A 22,283-nucleotide genomic window follows, 5' to 3' on the forward strand; every position below is an offset into this window, starting at 1 on the left:
TTCTTCCCCTAGTCTCGCGTCTGGTATGGCAGCCGTCAATGTTTTTCAAAACGGCGTTTTAATTCCACTTAAGGTGTGAAACAGGGGGTTTAAGGGTAATTTAGCCGCGAAATTGTTGCTTGTTTTACCGATTAAGCGTGAGACGCACTGTTACACTCAAGAGCTCGTGTGGCTGCTCAGGATGATGATGCTATTTGCAGGCACTCACCACCTACCAGGAAAAAACCATGGTGATGAAGAATTTTAGTCATCGACTGCCTTCTTCAATTGAACTGGAGCAACAACAGGAAACGCGTCTCTTCTGGCAGCAGTGCCAACGATTCTATACTTTCCAGCCGATCTACCAGGTCTCGGGCCACTTACTGGCTATTGAATTACTGACTGCGGTGACACATCCATCCGCACCAGAAAAAAGGCTTTCGCCGGAAATCTATTTTGATGCGCTGGAGATTTCTCAGCGTCTCGATGTGGTGCAGGAACAGTTGGAGCTGCTGATGCAGTGGTCGGCTCTTTTTAATCAGCGCCAACTGGTGGCTTCGGTCAATATCGATGGCCCTACGCTGCTGGCAATCCAACAACATCCGCAAATCCGCAGCCTGATAACCCAACTGCCGTGGGTACGCTTTGAACTGACAGAACATCATGTGTTGCCGCAGGAAGAGATGATTGCGCAGATGCCGGAGCTTGGCCCGCTGTGGCTGGATGATTTTGGTTCCGGTATGGCGAATTTCTCCGCCCTGACCGAGCTGCGTTATGACTACATTAAGTTGTCACGCGAGCTATTTATGCTGCTGCGTTCTACCGACGAAGGTCGCAGCCTGTTTTCTATGCTGTTGGCCTTAATCAACCGTTATTGCAACGGGGTGATTGTCGAAGGCGTGGAAACCGAGGAAGAGTGGCAGCAGGTGCGTAGCTCGCCCGCAATGGCCGCACAAGGTTATTTCTTCTCCCGCCCGGTTCCGTTTAGCGAACTGGAAAACATGGCGCTGGCGCTTCCCTGATAACGTTCCTCAACGTCTCGACTATCTTTAAATGAGACGTGGAAGGACAAGGAGGAAGCAGCATGTCACGAACAGGAAAAGTCCTGAGTTGGGTCATCGGGATTTTTTTGTTGCTGGTTGTGGTGATGGTGGTCGTGATTGCGACCTTTGACTGGAATCGCCTGAAACCAACCATCAACCAGAAAGTCTCGGCAGAATTGAATCGACCTTTCGCCATTCGCGGCGATCTCGGTGTAGCCTGGGTACGCAATCGTGAAGAACCCGGCTGGCGTAGCTGGGTGCCCTGGCCGCAGGTGCATGCCGACGATATTATGCTGGGTAATCCGCCCGCTATCCCTGATGTCACCATGGTGCATTTACAGCGCGTCGAGGCGACGTTAGCGCCGCTGGCGTTGCTGCATAAACAGGTTTATCTGCCGTGGATCAAACTCCAGCAACCCGATGCACGCCTGGTGCAGACTGCGGATAAACAAAACAACTGGACCTTCAACCTTGCCAGCAATAACAACGGCGAGGCCAATGCGGCCCCTTCGGCCTGGACGTTCCGTCTCGATAATATCCTGTTCGATCAAGGGCAGGTACGTTATCGCGACGCCATTAACAAAGCGGATGTCAGCGTCACCCTCAATCCCCTCGGCAAGCCGGTGCCCTATGCGCAGGTGGCGGGAGGTGATGATAAACAGCAGGGTGCCGGTGACTTTGTCTTTGGCTGGCAGGCGAGCGGCACCTATAACAATCAGCGCTTAGAGGGCGAGGGCAAAATTGGCGGCATGTTGTCACTGCGCAGCCAAACCACGCCGTTCCCGTTACAGGTTGATGTACGCAATGGCACCACGCGGGTACGCGTCGAAGGGACATTGCAGGACCCCCTGAATCTGGGTGGGTTGGATGTACGGCTGCGTTTCTCCGGCGATACGCTGGCGAATCTGTACGGTTTGGCTGGCGTGCTGTTACCCGATACGCCGCCCTATGAAACCGATGGTCACCTGATTGCGCGTTTTAATGACGACAAAGGCCCAGTGTTCCGCTACGAAAAATTCAATGGTCATATCGGTGACAGCGATATTCATGGTTCGCTGGTGTACCGTCAGGGCAAACCCCGCCCGAGCCTGACCGGCGATCTCTCGTCGAACCAACTGCGTATGGCCGATTTGGGGCCGTTGATTGGGGTCAATTCTGGTAAGGGCAGTGAGAAAACGCAGCAGGCGAAAGCACAGCGTGGCGAAGCCTCGACGCAGCCTGCCGATCGTGTTTTACCGCACGACAAGTTCGATACCAAAAATTGGGACGTGATGGATGCTGATGTGAAGTTGAGCGGTAAGCGCATCGAACATAGCAATTCGCTGCCGTTAAGCGATCTTTATACCCATTTGCAGCTTAATAACGGTGATTTGCGCCTTGATCCGCTGCGCTTTGGTATGGCGGGTGGTGCGCTTAACTCCACCATCCATCTGGAAGGGAACCGCAGCCCCATGCGTGGCCGGGCGGATGTGCATGTGCGTAAACTTCAGCTGCGGCAGTTATTTCCCAATGTGCAAGCGATGCAGAAAAGCCTTGGTCAGTTGAACGGTGACGCCACGTTAAGCGGCACCGGTAATTCGGTGGCTGATTTGCTGGGCACCAGTGATGGTGAGTTGAAGCTGTTGATGAACGATGGGTTGATCAGTCGCAGCCTGATGGAGATTGCCGGACTGAATGTCGGTAACTATGTGGTGGGTAAACTGTTTGGCGATGACGAGGTGCGTATCAACTGTGCGGCCACCGATCTCAACATTCGCAATGGGCTGGCGACGCCCAAACTGTTTGTCTTCGATACCGAGAACGCGGTGATTAATGTGTCAGGCAGCGCCAACTTTGCTAATGAGCGCCTCGATTTGACCATCGATCCCGAGAGTAAAGGTATCCGCATCATTACGCTGCGCTCGCCGTTGTATGTGCGCGGCACCTTCAAAAAACCGGATGCCGGGGTGAAAGCTGGGCCGTTGATTGCTCGCGGTGCCGCAGCGTTGGCATTAGGCGCGGTGGTGGCACCGGCCGCCGCGTTGCTGGCGTTGGTTTCACCCAGCGATACCGACAGCAATCAATGCAGCAACGTGTTGCAGCAGATGAAGCAGAAGAAATGATCAGTTACGCCACAGCACCTTAATGATGTGGTAGCCAAAGGCGGTTTTCACCGGTCCATAGGGTTGCAGCAATGGGCAGCTGAAGACCGCTTTATCAAAGGCCGGGACCATCTGACCTTTTCGGAACTCACCTAAATCGCCGCCGTTACGTCCGGAGGGGCAGGTGGAGTGTTTCTTTGCCAGCTGTTGGAAGTTCGCACCTTTTTCCAGCTGGGCCAGTAACGCTTTTGCTTTTGCTTCATCCTTCACCAGGATGTGTAAAGCTGCCGCGGTTTTCGCCATGATTCGGTCCTGTTGTGTATAATCGTCGCGCATTATAGCCTGCACCGAATGGTAGCGGCGCGATTTATCGCGCTGTTAAGGTGCTGTGTGATGCCCTCATCCCGACCTTCTCCCGCCAGCGGGAGAAGGAGATGTGCAATATGTTAACTGAGTGAATTTCCGTTATGCGTTTAAACCCCGGCCAACAACGTGCTGTCGAATTTGTCACCGGTCCCTGTCTGGTGCTTGCCGGTGCTGGCTCGGGTAAAACCCGTGTGATCACCAATAAAATTGCGCATCTGATCCGCGACTGCGGCTATCAGGCGCGTCATATCGCCGCCGTGACCTTCACCAATAAAGCTTCGCGCGAGATGAAAGAGCGTGTAGCGCAGACGCTGGGGCGTAAAGAGGCGCGCGGTCTGATGATCTCGACCTTCCATACCCTGGGGCTGGAAATTATCAAACGCGAATATGCCGCGTTGGGGATGAAATCGAGCTTTTCCCTGTTTGACGATCAGGATCAGCTGGCGTTGCTGAAGGATTTGACCAAACAGTGGCTGGAAGAAGATAAGACCCAGTTGCAGCAGCTGATTTCGACCATTTCCAACTGGAAGAACGATTTGGTTGATCCCCAGGGTGCGGCAGGGATGGCGAAATCTCAGCGTGACCAGATTTTTGCCCATTGCTACCAGTTGTACGATCAACACCTGAAAGCCTGCAATGTGCTGGATTTTGACGATTTGATTCTGTTGCCGACGCTGCTGCTGAAACGCAATCAGGAAGTCCGGGAACGCTGGCAGCAGCGCATCCGCTACCTGTTGGTGGATGAATATCAGGACACCAATACCAGCCAGTACGAGCTGGTGAAACTGCTGGTCGGCGCACGGGCACGTTTTACCGTAGTGGGCGATGATGACCAGTCGATTTATTCCTGGCGCGGCGCACGGCCACAAAACCTGGTGCTGCTGAAAGAGGATTTTCCGGCACTGGAAGTGGTCAAGCTGGAACAGAACTATCGGTCGTCTCAGCGCATCCTGAAGGCTGCCAACATCCTGATTGCCAACAATCCGCATGTATTTGAAAAGCGACTGTTTTCTGAGCTGGGGATCGGTAGCGAGCTGAAGGTGCTGATGGCAAACAATGAGGACCACGAGGCGGAACGCGTGGCCGGCGAATTGATTGCGCATCACTTTATCAACAAGACGCAGTACAAGGACTACGCCATTCTCTATCGCGGCAACCATCAGTCGCGCGTGTTTGAGAAGCTGCTGATGCAGAACCGTATTCCATATCGTATCTCGGGGGGGACTTCATTTTTCTCCCGCCCGGAGATTAAAGATTTGCTGGCCTACCTGCGGGTGCTCACTAACCCGGAAGATGACAGCGCGTTTCTGCGTATTGTGAATACGCCGCGGCGTGAGATTGGCCCTGCCACGCTGCAAAAATTGGGTGAATGGGCCACGCTGCGCAACAAGAGTTTGTTCAACGCCAGTTTCGATATGGGGTTGGGACAGACCCTGACCGGGCGTGGACTGGAGCATCTGCAACGTTTTACCGCCTGGCTGAATGAGATCATTCAACTGGCTGAGCGTGAGCCAATCAATGCGGTACGCGATCTGATTCGCGGTATTGATTACGAAAGCTGGCTGTTCGAAACCTCCCCCAGCCCGAAAGCCGCTGAAATGCGCATGAAAAACGTCAATATGTTGTTCCAGTGGATGACGGAAATGCTGGAAGGCAGTGAGCTGGATGAGCCGATGACGCTGGCGCAGGTGGTCACCCGTTTCACGCTGCGCGATATGATGGAGCGTGGTGAGAGCGACGAAGATGTCGATCAGGTTCAGTTGATGACGTTGCATGCTTCAAAAGGGTTGGAGTTTCCGTATGTTTATCTGGTGGGAATGGAAGAGGGGCTTCTGCCGCACCAGAGCAGCATTGATGAAAACAACATCGAGGAGGAGCGCCGTCTGGCGTACGTCGGGATTACCCGTGCGCAGAAGGAGCTAACCTTTACGTTATGTCGGGAGCGCCGTCAGTATGGCGAGTTGGTGCGACCGGAGCCGAGCCGCTTTTTACTGGAACTGCCGCAGGATGATATGGAATGGGAGCGCGAGAAGAAAGTGGTGAGCGCTGAGGAGCAAATGAAAACGAGGCAGACTCGCGTCGCCGGTTTACGTGCGATGCTGGAGAATGCAAAAAAAGGCGCGTAGCGGCGCGATTTATCGCGCAGGTTTTAAAAGAGCGCGATAAATCGCGCCGCTACGGGGTACATCAGGACAGGGTTAATAACCAGTGCACATAAGACTGGAAATGGCTTTCCTGCTCCAGCAGCTCCGCCCTTAACGGATGCGCCTGCAACCAGCCCGGAGGCAACGTCAGATGCAGCGCATCATCATCCGCCTGCAAACGTACCGCTGGTAAGGTGTCATCGCGACGACGGCTGGAGAAGATAATCGCCAGACGCAATAAACGGCACAGACGCTCAGCCAGACGCGGTGGCACCGCATTCTGCTGTGTCAGTAGCGCCAGATCGATGCTGCCGCTCTGGTTCTGTAACAGGCAGGCCAGCAATTTTTTCTGGGCGGGGGTAAAGCCGGGAAGATCGAGATGGCGAATCAGGTAAGCAGCGTGCTGGGAAGCCTGGCGGAAATCAACACTCAGGCCAATTTCGTGAATCGAACAGGCGCTCAGCAGCAGATCGCGACATCGATGATCCAGCTTCCATGCGGCGCTTACCTGACGGAAAAAGCTTTCAGCCAACTGGCGCACGCGTTCGGCCTGATCCACATCAATGGTAAAACGGCGCTGGACGTTTTGCAGAGTACGGCTGCGAATATCGCGATCAATGGGTTGATGCAGCATGCCATACACCAGCCCTTCGCGCAGTGCGCCACCGGCCAGCGTCATACTTTCGATATTCAGTTCCTGAAAGATGGCGATCAGGATAGACAAGCCGCTGGGGAACACCAGCGCGCGCTCCAGGGTCAGCCCTTCAATCTCCAGTTCCTCGAGCTTGCCACATTGAATGGCACGCTGTTTCAACTGTTGCAGTTTGCTCAGGGTAATGCGTTCATCCATCCCCTGCGCCACCATAATTTCCTGTAGCGCCTGCACGGTGCCTGAGGCACCCACACAAATCTGCCAGCCTTTTTCGCGCAGTGCCGTCGCTACCGGGCGGATCATCTCACGCGCTGCCTGTTCGGCCTGAGCAAAGTTCTCCTTTGCCAGATGACGATCGCTGAAGTAACGCTCCAGCCAGGTGACGCAGCCCATCGACAGACTAAACAGCGTTGTCGCATGAGAACCCTCACCGGTCACCAGCTCGGTACTGCCGCCACCGATATCGACGACCAGACGCTGATCGGAGCCACCGGTGGTATGCGCCACACCCTGATAAATCAGGCGTGCTTCCTCTTCGCCACTGATGACGTTAACCGGGCAGCCAAGGATCTTTTCTGCGGTAGTGAGGAAGCCCTGCGCGTTGGCAGCAAGGCGCAGCGTGGCCGTCGCAACCACGCGAATCTGTTCAGGAGGAATGTCCTGGAGTTGTTCGGAGAAAAGTTTCAGGCACTGCCAGCCACGTTGCATTGCTTCTGCCGAGAGCTGGCTCTCTTTGTCGAGACCCGCAGCCAGGCGCACCTTGCGTTTTATGCGCGCGACCGTCTGAATGCTGCCAGAGACTTCGCGCACCACCAACATATGAAAACTGTTGGAACCCAGATCAATCGCAGCATAAAGGGACGATGCGCTTAGCATGGTGTGCTTAACCCGAACGTTTACGGTTGTTGTTACGCGGTGCGCCACTGCGACGGTTGGTGTTATTGCCACCACGACGCGGGCCATTGCCTGAGCGGTTACGGGTCAAACGTTTCGGTGGTGGCAGGTCGTTCAACAGCGCTTCGCTATTGTATTTGCTCACCGGGATACCGTGGCCGATATACTCTTCAATGGCTGGCAGATTCAGCGCGTACTCTTCACAGGCGAGGCTGATGGAGTGACCGCTGGCACCCGCGCGGCCGGTACGGCCAATACGGTGCACGTAATCTTCACGATCGTCGGGCAGGTCGTAGTTAAATACATGGGTTACCGCAGGGATGTGCAGACCACGAGCAGCGACATCGGTTGCTACCAGAATATCAACATCACCTTTGGTGAAATCGTCGAGAATACGCAGACGTTTTTTCTGCGCCACGTCACCGGTCAACAAGCCAACGCGATGACCATCGGCGGCGAGATGGCCCCAGATGTCTTCACAACGGTGCTTGGTGTTAGCGAAGACGATGGCACGGTCTGGCCACTCTTCTTCCAGCAGGGTTTGCAGCAGACGCATCTTCTCTTCGTTTGAAGGATAGAAGAGTTCTTCTTTGATGCGATGGCCGGTTTTTTGCTCCGGTTCCACTTCCACATATTCGGCGTTGTTCATATGTTCGAACGCCAGTTCACGCACACGCCAGGAAAGGGTGGCGGAGAACAACATGCTCAGACGTTGCGTCGCAGGAGGAACACGGCGGAACACCCAGCGGATGTCTTTGATAAAGCCGAGATCGAACATGCGGTCAGCTTCGTCCAGCACCACCACCTGAATCGCACCCAGGTTGATATGGTTCTGTTTAGCGTAATCGATCAGGCGACCGGTGGTACCCACCAGAATATCCACGCCTTGTTCCAGCACTTTCAGCTGTTTATCGTAACCGTCGCCGCCATAGGCCAGACCCAGCTTCAGGCCGGTGGCCTGTGCCAGCGGTTCTGCATCGGCATGGATCTGTACCGCCAGCTCGCGCGTAGGTGCCATGATCAAGGCGCGCGGCTGATTCACCTGACGGCCTTCAGCCTCAGGATGCGTAAGAAGATGATGAAACGTTGACGTCAGGAACGCCATCGTTTTGCCGGTACCGGTTTGCGCCTGACCCGCGACGTCACGCCCTGAAAGCGTAAGAGGCAACGCGAGCGCCTGAATCGGCGTGCAGTTATGAAAGCCTTTCTTTTCAAGGGCTTCCACTACCTTTGGGTGCAGGGCGAAGTCGGAAAACTTCTGTTCTGTTAAGTGTGTTTTGCTCATAGTGTGGTAGAATATCAGCTTACTATCGCTTTACGAAAGCGTATCCGATGAAATAAAGTCAACCTACGTTGGTAAATATTACGCCAATTCGCCAGGCATAATCTTTGGAGTAAAACATGAGCAGCGATAAAATCGTTCACCTGACCGATGACAGTTTCGACACCGATGTGCTGAAAGCAGACGGTGTGACACTGGTAGATTTCTGGGCTGAATGGTGTGGTCCTTGCAAAATGATCGCACCGATTCTTGATGAAGTCGCAGAAGAGTACGACGGTAAGCTCACCATCGCCAAGCTGAACATTGACGACAACCCGGGCACCGCGCCGAAGTACGGCATTCGTGGTATCCCAACCCTGCTGCTGTTCAAAAACGGCGAGGTGGCGGCAACGAAAGTTGGCGCGCTGTCAAAAGGCCAGCTTAAAGAGTTCCTGAACGCTAACCTGGGCTAAGCCCGGCGCGGTGTTTCGTCCGCAGTGGCGAATTTTTTCTCCACTGCTGGACGTCTCCCTTTTAGCGTGATAAGTTGTCAATACTGCATTACGCACTTACCTTGTAGTTTGCATCTAAAAGATTTCCCTTGTCAGACCCTATTCGCATTGAACGTTTTCGTGGTTTGGCAATCTGACGGCTAGTACCCCTGGCAACATTATCGACCGTCTCCTCGCTTTCTATCGCCATCCCTGACGATATCCGTCGAGCAGAGTCGAAAAAGAGCCATTAAACAGGCATGGAATATTCGCCATACCATTCACGACAAACATTTCGAGAATTACCCCGAGTTTAAGAACCCATCACTATGAATCTTACCGAATTAAAGAATACGCCGGTTTCTGAGCTGATTACTCTCGGCGAAAATATGGGGCTGGAAAACCTGGCGCGTATGCGCAAGCAGGATATTATTTTCGCCATTCTGAAGCAGCACGCGAAGAGTGGCGAAGACATCTTCGGTGATGGTGTGCTGGAGATATTGCAGGATGGATTTGGTTTCCTCCGTTCCGCAGACAGCTCCTACCTCGCCGGTCCCGACGACATCTACGTTTCTCCCAGCCAAATTCGCCGCTTCAACCTCCGCACAGGTGACACCATCTCCGGTAAAATTCGCCCGCCGAAAGAAGGTGAGCGTTACTTTGCCCTGTTGAAGGTGAATGAAGTTAACTACGATAAGCCGGAAAACGCGCGTAGTAAGATTCTGTTCGAAAACCTTACGCCGCTGCACGCTAACAGCCGTTTGCGTATGGAGCGTGGTAATGGTTCTACTGAAGACCTGACAGCGCGTGTTCTGGATCTGGCTTCACCGATTGGTCGTGGTCAGCGTGGCTTGATCGTGGCACCGCCGAAAGCCGGTAAAACCATGCTGTTGCAGAACATCGCCCAGAGCATCGCCTACAATCACCCGGATTGTGTGCTGATGGTGCTGCTGATTGACGAACGTCCGGAAGAAGTGACCGAGATGCAGCGTCTGGTTAAAGGCGAAGTTATCGCATCAACCTTCGACGAACCGGCTTCCCGCCATGTGCAGGTTGCGGAAATGGTGATCGAGAAAGCCAAGCGCCTGGTTGAGCATAAAAAAGACGTCATCATTCTGCTCGACTCCATCACCCGTCTGGCTCGCGCCTACAACACCGTGGTTCCGGCCTCAGGTAAAGTACTGACCGGTGGTGTGGACGCCAACGCCCTGCATCGTCCGAAGCGTTTCTTCGGTGCGGCGCGTAACGTGGAAGAGGGCGGCAGCCTGACCATCATCGCTACTGCGTTGGTTGATACCGGTTCGAAGATGGACGAAGTGATTTACGAAGAATTTAAAGGTACCGGCAACATGGAATTGCACCTTTCCCGTAAAATTGCGGAAAAACGTGTGTTCCCGGCGATCGACTACAACCGTTCCGGTACCCGTAAAGAGGAACTGCTTACCACCTCTGAAGAGTTGCAGAAGATGTGGATCCTGCGCAAAATCATCCATCCGATGGGTGAAATCGACGCGATGGAGTTCCTCATCAACAAACTGGCAATGACCAAAACCAACGACGAATTCTTCGATATGATGAAGCGTTCCTGACGTGTCAGTGGCGAAAAGTCTCTCAGACAGACTTTTCGCACAAATTGCCAGGATTTATCGCCAACGCCACGTCTTAACGTGGCGTTTTTTATTTTCGGGCATTAGGATTATGCGAGCCGGGAGTATTGATAATGACTGTGGCGGAAGTGCTGGTTTTTTAACCAAACGCGCACCTCTGGAGCAGAATTAGGACTAAGGATGAACGGCAAAGGCAAAAAGTTCGCCTATTGTTGTCCACGATTTTAGCTGAGAGCGTTAATGTGAATTTACTCACTATGAGTACTGAGCTTGGTTTAGTTTTTCTGTTTTCCTTAGCGTTCCTGTTTTTTGCTCGCAAAGTGGCTAAAAAAATCGGACTGGTTGACACGCCAAACTCCAGAAAACGCCATCATGGAGCGATTCCGCTCGTCGGCGGGATTTCCGTCTATGCGGGGATCTGCTTCGCGTTTCTCATTTCGAATTACTATCTCCCACATTCTTTGTTGTACCTCGGCTGCGCCGGGGTGTTGGTGTTGGTTGGCGCGCTGGACGATCGCTTCGATATCAGCGTGAAAATCCGTGCTACGGTGCAGGCTACGGTCGCGGTAGTGATGATGGCCGGAGCCAAACTCTATCTGCTTAGCCTCGGTTTTATTATCGGTCCGGTCGAACTGATTGTCGGGCCGTTTGGCTATGTACTGACGCTGTTTGCCGTTTGGGCGGCAATTAACGCCTTCAATATGGTGGATGGGATTGATGGCCTGCTGGGCGGGCTGTCGTCAGTCACCTTCGGTGCGATGGGGATCATTCTTTACTTTGACGGGCAAACCAGCCTGTCAATGTGGTGCTTTGCCATGATTGCCGCCACCATCCCCTATATCCTGCTTAACCTTGGTTTCCTCGGACGGCGTTATAAAGTGTTTATGGGTGATGCAGGCAGTACCATGATTGGTTTCACCATCATCTGGATCCTGCTGGAAACCACCCAGGGATTAAGTCATCCGATAACCCCGGTCACCGCGTTGTGGCTGATTGCCATTCCCCTGATGGATATGGTTGCCATCATGTATCGCCGTCTGCGCAAAGGGATGAGCCCATTTTCTGCCGATCGCCAGCATATCCATCATCTGATCATGCGTGCGGGTTTTACGTCACGACAGGCGTTCCTGTTGATTACCGTGGCGGCGGCGATTCTGGCGGGTATTGGTGTCCTCGGTGAGTATTTGGCCTTCATCCCGGAGTGGGTGATGCTGTTGTTGTTTTTGTTGGCATTTTTCTTCTATGGCTATTGCCTGAAGCACGCCTGGCGTGTGGCACGCAAAGTTCGCCGAATCAAACGTCGCTGGCAAAGCGTTGGCGATGATAAGAAATAAATCAGTACCCAGAAAAGGATCCCTTGTTATGACCTCTGGAGTTGTGGAGAACGAACTGGATATTCGCGGCCTGTGCTGTACGCTATGGCGTGGTAAACGCTGGATCGTTGGTCTGGCGTTGCTGTTCGCGTTGCTGGCATGGCTGGTGTCTATGCTGATGAAACAGACATGGAGCACCACGGCGATCACCGATCGACCCACCGTCAACATGTTGGGGGATTACTTCGTCCAGCAGCAACTGCTCAAAAACCTTGATGTGCGTAACAACACGCTAAATCTCAGCTCGCCTGGGCCAACGGTCATGGATGATGTCTACCAGGAATTCATCATGCAACTGGCATCATGGGACACTCGACGGGATTTCTGGTTGCAGACCGACTACTATAAAAGCCGCAAAAGCGGTAACGCCCACAAAGATGCGGCGTTACTTGATGATCAGATCAACAATATTCAGTTCACACCTGCCGATCCGGCTCACAATACGCTGAACAGCGTCAGGCTGGTGGCCGAAAGCGCCAGTGATGCCAATAACCTGCTGCGACAGTACATTGCTTACGCCAGCGAACGGGCCGCGCGCCATTTGAATGCGGAGCTGAAAGGTGCCTGGCAGGCGCGAGCCGAACAGTTGCAGGCGCAGGTGAAGCGTCAGGAAGATGTGGCACAGGCGGTATTTGCCCGGCAGCGTCAGCGTATTGAGCAGGCGCTGAAAATCGCCAGCCAGCAAGGTATCAAAGAAAACCGCGCGCCGGTGATGGGTGAAACGCTACCGGACAGCGACCGCTTCCTGCTGGGGCAGCAAATGTTGCAGGCGCAGCTCGATACCTTGCAGGCCAGCGGTCCGGCGTACGATTTAAGCTATGATCAAAACAGAGCAATGTTGAGTACATTGCAGGCCGGGCCGCGTGTGGATAAACAGTTTCAGACCTACCGCTATCTGCGTACACCAGAAGAACCGGTGAAGCGTGATAGCCCACGTCGGCTGTTTATGATGATCATGTGGGGCGTCATCGGCGCGCTGGTGGGAGCGGGGGTTGCATTGGTGCGCCGTCCGCGCCCGATGTCACCAACGAGTCATTGAGAGAAGCCGCGTGAAAGTTCTGACCGTATTTGGTACTCGTCCTGAGGCAATCAAAATGGCACCGCTGGTGCAAGCGCTGGCCCAGGATTCGGCGTTTGAATCGCGCCTGTGCGTCACCGCCCAGCATCGTGAAATGCTTGATCAGGTGCTTCGTTTGTTCAATCTGCAACCCGACTATGACCTCAATATCATGCGACCGGAGCAGGGGCTGACGGAAATCACCTGCCGTATTTTGCAGGGCATGAAAACCGTATTGGCCGATTTCCGTCCCGATGTGGTGCTGGTACATGGCGATACCACCACGACGCTGGCTGCCAGCCTGGCGGCGTTTTATCACCAAATCCCGGTAGGGCATGTGGAAGCCGGTCTGCGAACCGGGAATCTGATGTCGCCCTGGCCGGAAGAGGCTAACCGTACCCTGACCGGGCACCTGGCAAGTTATCACTTCACGCCAACACAAAACTCACGAGAGAATTTGCTGCGCGAAAATCTGCCGGAACAGCGGATTTTCGTCACCGGCAATACGGTGATTGATGCCTTGTTGTGGGTGCGCGATCGCGTACTGGACGACGCCGATCTGAACGCCCGGCTGACGGCGCATTATCCGTTCCTCGACCCGGAGAAAAAGCTGATTCTGGTCACCGGGCATCGACGGGAGAGTTTTGGCGACGGTTTTGAACGCATTTGCAGCGCGCTGGCGCAGATTGCCCGTCGGCACCCGCAGGCGCAGATCGTCTACCCGGTGCACCTCAATCCGAATGTCAGCGAGCCGGTCAATCGTATTCTGAGCGGGATCGAAAATATCGTTCTGATCGAGCCGCAGGAGTATCTGCCATTTGTCTGGTTGATGAACCGCGCATGGCTGATCCTCACGGATTCTGGTGGTATTCAGGAAGAGGCGCCGTCACTTGGCAAACCGGTGTTGGTAATGCGAGACACCACCGAACGCCCGGAGGCGGTTGCTGCTGGTACGGTCAGGTTGGTGGGTACGGATATTGATAAAATTGTGGCAGAAGTCAGCCTGTTGCTGGACAACGATGAAGTCTGGCAGGCGATGAGCCATGCGCACAATCCTTATGGCGACGGCCAGGCCTGCGCGCGCATTTTGCAGGTTCTTAAAAATCATAGAGTTTAACCATGAGTTTTCACACCATTTCCGTTATTGGACTGGGTTACATTGGGCTGCCGACCGCAGCCGTTTTTGCCTCTCGGGAAATTAAAGTGGTGGGCGTTGATATCAATGCCCACGCAGTCGAAACCATCAATCGTGGTGAAATTCACATTGTTGAACCGGAACTCGACAAGGTGGTCCACGAGGCCGTGCAGCGCGGTTTTCTGCGCGCCACGACCCAGGTGGAAGCAGCCGATGCCTTTCTGATTGCGGTTCCCACGCCTTTTATCGGTGATCACCAGCCGGATCTCAGCTATGTCCAGGCGGCAGCGTCTTCTATCGCTCCGGTATTAAAAGCGGGCGATTTAGTGATTCTCGAATCCACTTCCCCGGTTGGGACGACGGAACAGCTGGCCGCCTGGCTGGCGGCTGCGCGTCCGGACTTGCGTTTTCCGCAGCATGGTGAGGCACCCGATATCGCCATTGCCTACTGCCCGGAGCGCGTGTTGCCTGGCAAAGTGATGGTGGAGTTGATTGAAAACGATCGCGTGATCGGTGGCATGACACCCGCTTGCTCCGCGCGTGCCAGCGAGTTGTACCGCATCTTCCTGCGTGGTGAGTGTGTAGAAACCCACGCGCGCACGGCGGAGATGTGCAAGCTGACAGAAAACAGCTTCCGTGACGTTAATATCGCGTTTGCCAATGAACTGTCACTGATCTGCGCTGAACAGGGAATTAATGTCTGGGAACTGATTGCGCTGGCGAATCGCCACCCACGCGTCAACATTCTGCAACCCGGCCCTGGTGTGGGCGGTCACTGCATTGCTGTCGATCCCTGGTTTATCGTGGCGCAAAACCCACAGCAGGCGCGTCTGATCCGCACCGCGCGAGAAGTTAACGATGCCAAACCGCTCTGGGTTTTGGATCAGGTGAAGCAGGCGTTAGCCGAATGCCTGACCGCCAGTGGCAAACGCGCCAGCGAAGTGAGTATCGCCTGCTTTGGCCTGGCGTTTAAACCCAATATTGATGACCTGCGTGAAAGCCCGGCCATGACCGTGGCAGAACTGATTGCCGATTGGCACAGCGGCGCCACCTGGGTAGTTGAACCGCATATCAACACGATCCCTAACCGCCTGGCGGGTAAAGCTACGCTGGTAACGACCACCGAGGCACTCCAACAGGCTGATATTTTGGTGATGCTGGTTGATCACACGCCGTTCCGCGCCATTGATGCCGCGCAGGTCACGCAAGCGTGGATTGTCGATACTAAAGGGGTTTGGCGATGAAACACATTCTGGTCAACGACGATGTCCATCTGTGTCAGCATTAACCCACTGCCGTGGGAGAGTGGCTTCTTTAGCCTGAATACCGCGCGCCTCGAAATCGATGGCGACACACCGCTGGCGCACGCATTGCAGCAGCCCTGTGGCTTGTGGCAAATCAAGGTCGCGGCTGAACGCAACGATGTGATCGATGCCATCAGCCAGCATGGTTTTCAGTTGGTGGAAGGGGAAGCCGATCTCGCCATCAATATCAAACGTACCGAGCGGCAAACTGGCGTGCGCATCGCGCGTGAAGCGCAGATCCCGGCATTGCGTGCCGCCGCCGGAGTGGCGTTTCGTCTGAGCCGCTTTCGTACCCCGTGGTTTAAGGCGGATGACAGCAGCCGTTTCTACGCACAGTGGATTGAGAACGCAGTACGCGGCACGTTTGATAACCAGTGCCTGATTGCCTGCGATGAACAGGGCGAATTGCAGGGTTTTGTCTCGATACGCGAGCAGGACGGTGATGCGCGCATTGGGCTGCTGGCAGTGTTGCCGGAAGCGCAGGGTAAGGGTATCGGCCAGCGCTTGCTGCTGTCGGCCGCTGACTGGGGGCGGGTGCGCCAGCTTAATCGGCTACGTGTTGCTACCCAACTCAGCAATCTGACGGCGATGCGTCTCTATTTACGCAGCGGTGCACGGCTGGAAAGCACGGCTTACTGGTTCTACAGGAACGCACATGATCCCATTTAATGCGCCCCCGATCGTGGGCAGCGAAATTGAATATATGCAATCGGCGATGGCCAGCGGCAAGCTCTGCGGCGATGGCGGCTTTACCCGGCGTTGCCAGCAATGGATGGAGCAGCATTTCGGCAGCAAAAAGGTTCTGCTGACGCCTTCCTGCACGGCCTCGCTGGAGATGGCTGCGTTGCTGATTGATATCCAGCCCGGCGATGAAGTGATTATGCCGAGCTACACCTTTGTATCCACGGCCAATGCCTTTGTGCTGCGTGGTGCCACAATCGTGTTTGTGGATGTGCGTCCCGATACATTGAACATCGACGAAACCCTGATTGAAGCGGCGATCACCGAGAAAACCCGCGCTATCGTGCCAGTTCATTACGCCGGTGTGGCCTGCGAAATGGACACCATTATGGCGCTGGCGGCAAAGTATCAGCTTTACGTGATTGAAGATGCAGCGCAGGGGGTGATGTCAAACTACAAAGGGCGTGCGCTTGGCACCATCGGTCATATTGGTTGTTTTAGCTTCCATGAAACCAAAAACTACACCGCAGGTGGTGAAGGCGGAGCTACGCTGATCAATGACGCAAAAATGGTCGAACGTGCCGAGATAATCCGGGAAAAAGGCACCAATCGTAGCCAGTTCTTTCGCGGCCAGGTGGATAAATACACCTGGCGCGACATCGGCTCCAGCTATCTGATGGCGGATTTACAGGCCGCATATCTCTGGGCGCAGCTCGAAGTGGCCGAGCATATCAATCAGCAGCGCCTGCGCCTGTGGAATAACTATTATGCGGCGCTTCAGCCGCTGGCGGCTGCCGGACGCCTTACCTTGCCGGTGGTGCCAGGCGACTGCCGCCACAACGCGCATATGTTTTACATCAAACTGCGTGACAGCAGCGATCGTCAGGCGCTGATCAACTGGATGAAAGAAGCCGAAATTCTCACCGTTTTTCATTACATCCCACTGCATTCATCACCGGCGGGCGCGCGTTTTGGCCGCTTCCACGGCGATGATGTTGTCACCACCCGTGAGAGCGAACGTTTGCTGCGTTTGCCACTGTTCTACAATCTGTCGGACAACAATCAGCGCACGGTGATCAATTCCCTGTTGAGCTTCTTTGCCTGATGTCACTCGCTAAAGCCTCGGTGTGGACCGCATCGTCCACGCTGGTCAAAATTGTTGCCGGGTTGCTGGTGGTCAAATTGCTGGCCGTCAGTTTCGGCCCGGAAGGTGTCGGCCAGGCCGGAAACTTCCGTCAGCTGATTACCGTGCTCGGCGTGCTGGCCGGTGCCGGCATATTTAACGGCGTGACCACCTATGTGGCGCAATTTCAGCAGCAACCCGCGTCGCTACGGGCTGTCACCGGAACGGCATCCGCGCTGGTGCTTGGCTTCTCCACGCTACTGGCGGTGGTGTTTTTGCTGGCTGCGGCACCAATTAGCCGGGCGTTATTCGGCCACGATCATTATCAGGGCGTGGTACGCATCGTGGCATTTCTCCAGCTTGGTATCGCTTGGGCGAATCTGACGCTGGCATTGTTGAAAGGTTTTCGTGATGCACGCGGTAATGCGTTGGCGCTGATTGCCGGTAGCCTGATTGGCGTGGTGGCATATGCGCTGTGCTGGTGGATCGGCGGTTACGCCGGAGCATTGGTTGGGTTAGCGCTGGTGCCTGCGCTGGTGGTGATCCCAGCGCTGATGATGTTGCGACGTCATCAGCAGGTGTTGCCACTACGTTGGTTAAAACCGGTCTGGGAGCCGGAACTGGTGCGCAATCTGGCGAAGTTTACCCTCATGGCGCTGATCACCTCGGTGACGCTGCCGGTGGCCTGGGTGTTGATGCGAAACCTGCTGGCGCAACAGCAAGGCTGGGCGCAGGTCGGGTTGTGGCAAGGTGTCACCAGCATTTCTGATGCGTATCTGCAATTTATCACCGCCACCTTTAGCGTCTGGCTGTTGCCAACCCTGGCCCGGCTGGAGCATAAGCCACAGATTGCGAGGGAAATTTTGCGCGCGCTGCGCTTTGTTTTGCCCGCGGTGGCGGCTGCCAGCTTCTGCGTCTGGTTATTGCGTGATGTGGCCATCTGGCTGCTTTTCTCCACAAAGTTCGCCGCGATGCGCGATCTGTTTGTCTGGCAACTGTGTGGTGACGTGTTCAAAGTCGGTGCCTATGTCTTTGGTTACCTGGTTATCGCTAAAGCGTCGCTGCGTTTCTATATTTTGACGGAAGTCAGCCAGTTCATCTTACTGATGGCGTTTTCCCACTGGTTGATTCCGCTACATGGGACGGTCGGTGCCGCACAAGCCTACATGGCGACCTACATTTGCTACTTTGCGCTCTGCTGTGGCGCCTTCACCCTTTATTGCCGAAGAAAATGACGTTAACTCATGTGCTGGGATCGGATATCCCCCATCATAATCACACCGTGCTGCGCTTCTTTAATGATGTGATCAGCGCGCAACTGCCGCAGGAGACGCCTCGTCGATTTATGGTGGTCACACCAACGCCAGACGCATTACAGGCTTATCAGGCATTGCAAATTGAAACCTTTCCCGACAAGCGGGCGCTGGCACGGGCGGTGATCAACCGTGCGACAGACCGGCAGCAGCGCTTCTTTTTCCACGGGCAATTTAATCCCGGGCTTTGGCTGGCGTTGTTGAGTGGCAAACTGCGACGCAACCAGGCGTTCTGGCATGTATGGGGCGCAGATTTATATGAAGAGGGCAGCGGTCTGAAGTATCAGCTGTTCTATCTGCTGCGGCGTCTCGCCCAAGGACGTATGGCGCGCGTGTTCGCGACACGCGGCGACCTGTACCATTATCAGCAACGGCATCCGCGGGTGCCGACATCTTTGCTTTATTTCCCGACACGGATGCCGGAATGTGCCGTGCCTGTTGCGACAGAACCGCATGATTTTACCGTGTTGTTGGGTAATTCGGGCGATCGCAGCAATCGCCATATCGCGGGTTTGCAGGCGATCAAGTCACAGTTTGGTGACCAAATAAAGGTGGTGATACCGCTTGGCTATCCCGCTAATAATGATACATATATTAACGAAGTCGCTACTGAAGCCGCGTTACTTTTCCCCAATGGGCAGGTTACGCTGTTGCGCGATAAGATCGATTTTGACGCCTATCTTGCGCTGCTCAGCCGTTGCCACCTGGGTTATTTTATGTTTGAACGCCAGCAGGGGATTGGTACCCTTTGCCTGCTGATTCAGGCTGGCATTCCGTTTGTTCTCAGCCGCAAAAACCCGTTCTGGCGCGATCTTAGTGAGCAGGGATTACCGGTGTTGTTCAGCGACGATGCTCTGGACAGCGCTCGGGTCGCAGAGGCACAGCGCCAGCTGATGCAGTGCGATCCTGCCTCCATCGCATTCTTTGCCCCCGGCTATCTGGCAGGGTGGCGCGAGGCACTCACTCTGAGTGAAACGGAGAACTTATGACCCTCTTGCAGTTCAGCGGTCTGCTGGTGGTGTATTTGTTCTCGCTGGGTTTTATCCTGACTCTGACCTGGCGGGAATTTAAACGGGTGCGTTTCAACTTCCACCTGTTCTTTACCATTCTGTTTTTACTGACATTTTATTTTGGCTTTCCACTGACCAGCATTCTGGTGTTCCGCTTCAATATGGCGGTGGTGCCCGCAGAATTTCTGTTGCAGGCGCTACTGGCTGCCACCAGTTTCTATGCCATCTATTACGTGAGCTACAAAGTCCGTTTGCGTCCGGCCACTCGCGTGCCGCGCAAACCCTGGTTGCAGATGAACCGGGTGGAAACCCATCTCACCTGTCTGCTGTTGGCGCTGGTGGCAATCGGCACCGTAACGGTGTTTTTCCTGCATAATGGCCTGCTGCTGTTCCGGCTGACGGCCTATAACCAGATCTTCTCCAGCGAAGTCTCCGGTGTGGCGCTAAAACGCTTCTTCTACTTCTTCATCCCGGCGATGTTGATTCGTTACTTCCTCAACCCGACACTGCGTCAGTGGCTGCTGTTTTTGCTGGTTTCCGTGGCTTTTGGCCTGCTGACCTATGCGTTGGTGGGGGGCACGCGCGCGAACATCATCATCGCCTTTGCGTTGTTCCTGTTTATCGGTATTACCCGCGGCTGGATCACGCTGTGGATGCTGGCCGCTGCGGGGGTGCTGGCGATTGGCGGCATGTTCTGGCTGGCGCTGCGACGTTATAACCTCGATGTGATGGGGGATGAGGCGTTTTACACCTTCCTTTATCTGACGCGCGATACCTTCTCTCCGTGGGAGAATCTGGCGTTGTTGTTACAGCATTACGACAAAATCTCGTTTCAGGGCTTGGCCCCAATGTGGCGTGATTTTTACGTATTTATTCCCAGCTGGCTGTGGCCGGGACGTCCGTCGATGGTGCTGAACAGCGCCAACTACTTTACCTGGGAAGTGCTCAATAACCACTCCGGGCTGGCGATCTCGCCAACGTTACTTGGGTCGCTGTTGGTGATGGGTGGCGTGTGGTTTATTCCGCTGGGTGCCGTTGCGGTGGGCCTGTTAATGAAAGGCTTCGATACGCTTTACGCGCGTGGTCGTCATGAGACTAATCGTTATAACGGGGCCATTTTGCAAAGTTTTTGTTTTGGTGCGGTGTTTAACATGATCGTGCTGGCGCGTGAAGGGCTGGATGCCTTCGGTTCACGCGTGGTGTTTTTCTGCGTTATTTTTGCCGCCTGCTTATTGGTGGCGAAGTTGCTTTACTGGCTGCTGGATCGTGCCGGATTGATCCGACAACGCGGTGAGCCGGTGTTACCCAGCCCTTTTTAACCTCCGGGGACAACAGGAAAACGTTTGACGTTGAATACGATAAAAAAAGAGGAGCCGCGTTATTCGCTACGCGGTATCGATCTCTACGCTTTTCAGGATGGGGCGTCCTTTCTCGACTTTCTTCTGCCTGACGAGAAGCCGCGCAGTGGCACGCTGGTGGCGATCAATGCCGAAAAAATGTTGACGCTGGAAAGCGATGCACAAGTCCGTGCGTTGATTGAGCAAGCCGAATTTAAATATGCCGATGGCATCAGCATTGTGCGTTCGTTACGCAAGAAATATCCGCAGATACGGGTAAACAGAATTGCCGGAGCCGATTTGTGGGAGGCATTGATGGAACGTGCTGGCCGCAGTGGCATCCCGGTCTTTTTGATTGGCGGTCGTGACGCCGTGTTGCAGGAAACTTGCGAAAAACTACGCCGTCAGTGGCAGGTGAACATTGTCGGCAGCCAGGATGGCTATTTTACCCTGGATGAGCGCGAGGCGTTATTTACGCGTATTGCTGCCAGCAAAGCGCAGATTGTGACTGTCGCGCTGGGATCGCCGCGTCAGGAGTTGCTGATGCGTGATTGCCGCGCCCATTGGCCCGACGCGCTGTATATGGGGGTAGGTGGCACCTACGATGTGTTTACCGGACGGGTGGCGCGCGCGCCCCGTAGCTGGCAAAAACTTGGGCTGGAATGGCTGTATCGCTTGATTCGTCAGCCTTCGCGCTGGCGACGCCAAATAAAGTTGCTGAAATATTTAGGCTATCACTGGCGCGGCGATCTCTGATATTGCTGATTAATGCAGCAATTTCTGGTTGGGGCAGGCATAAAGTGCAGTATTTATCGACGGAATGCACAAAGCGTAACCAAACGCGTTTTTTTATGAAAAAAGCACTGGACAGTCTGGTATCAGGTCCGTAGTATGCACATCCGCAACGGCGCTACGCGCCCGTAGCTCAGCTGGATAGAGCGCTGCCCTCCGGAGGCAGAGGTCTCAGGTTCGAATCCTGTCGGGCGCGCCATTAAGTTTGTGCGCAAGAGCTTCGGTGGTTTTAAATACCGCGTTAGGCAGTAAAAAGATTTATGGTGGCTATAGCTCAGTTGGTAGAGCCCTGGATTGTGATTCCAGTTGTCGTGGGTTCGAGTCCCATTAGCCACCCCAGATTTTGCTGGGACATGCGAAGGTGGCGGAATTGGTAGACGCGCTAGCTTCAGGTGTTAGTGTCTTAACGGACGTGAGGGTTCAAGTCCCTCTCTTCGCACCAGGCAAAATATTAAGATAAAAAAAATCGGCGAGTAGCGCAGCTTGGTAGCGCAACTGGTTTGGGACCAGTGGGTCGGAGGTTCGAATCCTCTCTCGCCGACCATCTTAATATGAAAAACAACCTGCTAAGAGCAGGTTTTTTTTCGTCCGTAGAAAAGTGATTTCATGCCATTGTCTCTGTTCTGAGACATGCAACTTA

General features: G+C 54.4%; 18 protein-coding genes and 4 tRNA genes. 19 read left to right on the forward strand and 3 right to left on the reverse strand.

Annotated features, from left to right (window positions below; translation table 11 throughout):
• Positions 1–227: 227 nt before the first annotated feature.
• Positions 228–1,001, forward strand: a complete 774-nt coding sequence (pdeH, locus tag CTZ24_RS00720; protein ID WP_036625915.1) for a cyclic-guanylate-specific phosphodiesterase — start codon at positions 228–230, stop codon at positions 999–1,001.
• Between the two features lie 62 nt (positions 1,002–1,063).
• Complete coding sequence (locus CTZ24_RS00725) at positions 1,064–3,124, forward strand: AsmA family protein (protein ID WP_208724528.1); 2,061 nt, start codon at positions 1,064–1,066, stop codon at positions 3,122–3,124.
• On the opposite strand, the gene ppiC is transcribed toward CTZ24_RS00725, so the two are convergent.
• A complete protein-coding gene (gene ppiC / locus CTZ24_RS00730; RefSeq protein WP_013507331.1) occupies positions 3,125–3,406 on the reverse strand; it encodes a peptidylprolyl isomerase PpiC in 282 nt (93 codons plus the stop codon). It lies immediately after the preceding gene.
• A 164-nt stretch (positions 3,407–3,570) separates the two neighbouring features.
• Between ppiC and rep the strand changes: the two genes are divergently transcribed.
• Complete coding sequence (gene rep, locus CTZ24_RS00735) at positions 3,571–5,595, forward strand: DNA helicase Rep (protein WP_208724529.1); 2,025 nt, start codon at positions 3,571–3,573, stop codon at positions 5,593–5,595.
• A gap of 61 nt (positions 5,596–5,656) precedes the next feature.
• Here the strand turns inward: rep and ppx are convergent, their stop codons facing one another.
• Positions 5,657–7,141 carry an exopolyphosphatase gene (gene ppx / locus CTZ24_RS00740; protein ID WP_208724530.1) on the reverse strand — a complete coding sequence of 495 codons (1,485 nt, stop codon included), beginning with the start codon at positions 7,139–7,141 and terminating at the stop codon, positions 5,657–5,659.
• Between the two features lie 7 nt (positions 7,142–7,148).
• Positions 7,149–8,444 (reverse strand): ATP-dependent RNA helicase RhlB, encoded by a 1,296-nt coding sequence (rhlB, locus tag CTZ24_RS00745; RefSeq protein ID WP_021183774.1) that lies wholly within the window; start codon positions 8,442–8,444, stop codon positions 7,149–7,151.
• 116 nt (positions 8,445–8,560) lie between these two features.
• On the opposite strand from rhlB, the gene trxA reads away from it, so the two are divergent.
• From trxA to CTZ24_RS00825, 16 genes are all read left to right on the forward strand, one after another.
• Entirely contained in the window at positions 8,561–8,893 is a 333-nt protein-coding gene (gene trxA / locus CTZ24_RS00750) for a thioredoxin TrxA (RefSeq protein WP_021183775.1), read from the forward strand.
• A gap of 347 nt (positions 8,894–9,240) precedes the next feature.
• On the forward strand, positions 9,241–10,500 hold the full coding sequence (rho, locus tag CTZ24_RS00755) for a transcription termination factor Rho (protein ID WP_021183776.1): 1,260 nt from the start codon (positions 9,241–9,243) through the stop codon (positions 10,498–10,500).
• A 275-nt stretch (positions 10,501–10,775) separates the two neighbouring features.
• Positions 10,776–11,852, forward strand: coding sequence for a UDP-N-acetylglucosamine--undecaprenyl-phosphate N-acetylglucosaminephosphotransferase (gene wecA / locus CTZ24_RS00760; protein WP_208724531.1), 1,077 nt, complete (start codon positions 10,776–10,778; stop codon positions 11,850–11,852).
• Positions 11,853–11,880: 28 nt separating this feature from the next.
• Complete coding sequence (gene wzzE, locus CTZ24_RS00765) at positions 11,881–12,930, forward strand: ECA polysaccharide chain length modulation protein (RefSeq protein WP_208724532.1); 1,050 nt, start codon at positions 11,881–11,883, stop codon at positions 12,928–12,930.
• A 10-nt stretch (positions 12,931–12,940) separates the two neighbouring features.
• Complete coding sequence (gene wecB / locus CTZ24_RS00770; RefSeq protein ID WP_208724533.1) at positions 12,941–14,065, forward strand: non-hydrolyzing UDP-N-acetylglucosamine 2-epimerase; 1,125 nt, start codon at positions 12,941–12,943, stop codon at positions 14,063–14,065.
• A 2-nt stretch (positions 14,066–14,067) separates the two neighbouring features.
• Positions 14,068–15,327 carry a UDP-N-acetyl-D-mannosamine dehydrogenase gene (gene wecC / locus CTZ24_RS00775; RefSeq protein WP_208724534.1) on the forward strand — a complete coding sequence of 420 codons (1,260 nt, stop codon included), beginning with the start codon at positions 14,068–14,070 and terminating at the stop codon, positions 15,325–15,327.
• Between the two features lie 21 nt (positions 15,328–15,348).
• Positions 15,349–16,056: a dTDP-4-amino-4,6-dideoxy-D-galactose acyltransferase gene (gene rffC, locus CTZ24_RS00780; protein ID WP_208724535.1), complete on the forward strand. Its 708-nt coding sequence runs from the start codon at positions 15,349–15,351 to the stop codon at positions 16,054–16,056.
• Positions 16,043–17,173, forward strand: coding sequence for a dTDP-4-amino-4,6-dideoxygalactose transaminase (rffA, locus tag CTZ24_RS00785; protein WP_208724536.1), 1,131 nt, complete (start codon positions 16,043–16,045; stop codon positions 17,171–17,173). The genes rffC and rffA overlap by 14 nt, the downstream gene beginning before the upstream one ends.
• Positions 17,173–18,426 carry a lipid III flippase WzxE gene (wzxE, locus tag CTZ24_RS00790; protein WP_208724537.1) on the forward strand — a complete coding sequence of 418 codons (1,254 nt, stop codon included), beginning with the start codon at positions 17,173–17,175 and terminating at the stop codon, positions 18,424–18,426. Before rffA ends, wzxE begins: the two co-directional genes overlap by 1 nt.
• Entirely contained in the window at positions 18,423–19,493 is a 1,071-nt protein-coding gene (wecF, locus tag CTZ24_RS00795; RefSeq protein WP_208724538.1) for a TDP-N-acetylfucosamine:lipid II N-acetylfucosaminyltransferase, read from the forward strand. Before wzxE ends, wecF begins: the two co-directional genes overlap by 4 nt.
• Positions 19,490–20,833, forward strand: a complete 1,344-nt coding sequence (gene wzyE, locus CTZ24_RS00800; RefSeq protein ID WP_208724539.1) for an ECA oligosaccharide polymerase — start codon at positions 19,490–19,492, stop codon at positions 20,831–20,833. Before wecF ends, wzyE begins: the two co-directional genes overlap by 4 nt.
• 24 nt (positions 20,834–20,857) lie before the next feature.
• A complete protein-coding gene (wecG, locus tag CTZ24_RS00805) occupies positions 20,858–21,607 on the forward strand; it encodes a lipopolysaccharide N-acetylmannosaminouronosyltransferase (protein ID WP_437180268.1) in 750 nt (249 codons plus the stop codon).
• Between the two features lie 158 nt (positions 21,608–21,765).
• Positions 21,766–21,842, forward strand: a tRNA-Arg gene (locus CTZ24_RS00810).
• Positions 21,843–21,906: 64 nt separating this feature from the next.
• A tRNA-His gene (locus tag CTZ24_RS00815) sits at positions 21,907–21,982 on the forward strand.
• Between the two features lie 16 nt (positions 21,983–21,998).
• A tRNA-Leu gene (locus CTZ24_RS00820) sits at positions 21,999–22,085 on the forward strand.
• A gap of 25 nt (positions 22,086–22,110) precedes the next feature.
• Positions 22,111–22,187, forward strand: a tRNA-Pro gene (locus CTZ24_RS00825).
• Positions 22,188–22,283: the final 96 nt, after the last annotated feature.

The sequence above is a fragment of the Pantoea phytobeneficialis genome (genome assembly GCF_009728735.1).
Taxonomy (GTDB): domain Bacteria; phylum Pseudomonadota; class Gammaproteobacteria; order Enterobacterales; family Enterobacteriaceae; genus Pantoea; species Pantoea phytobeneficialis.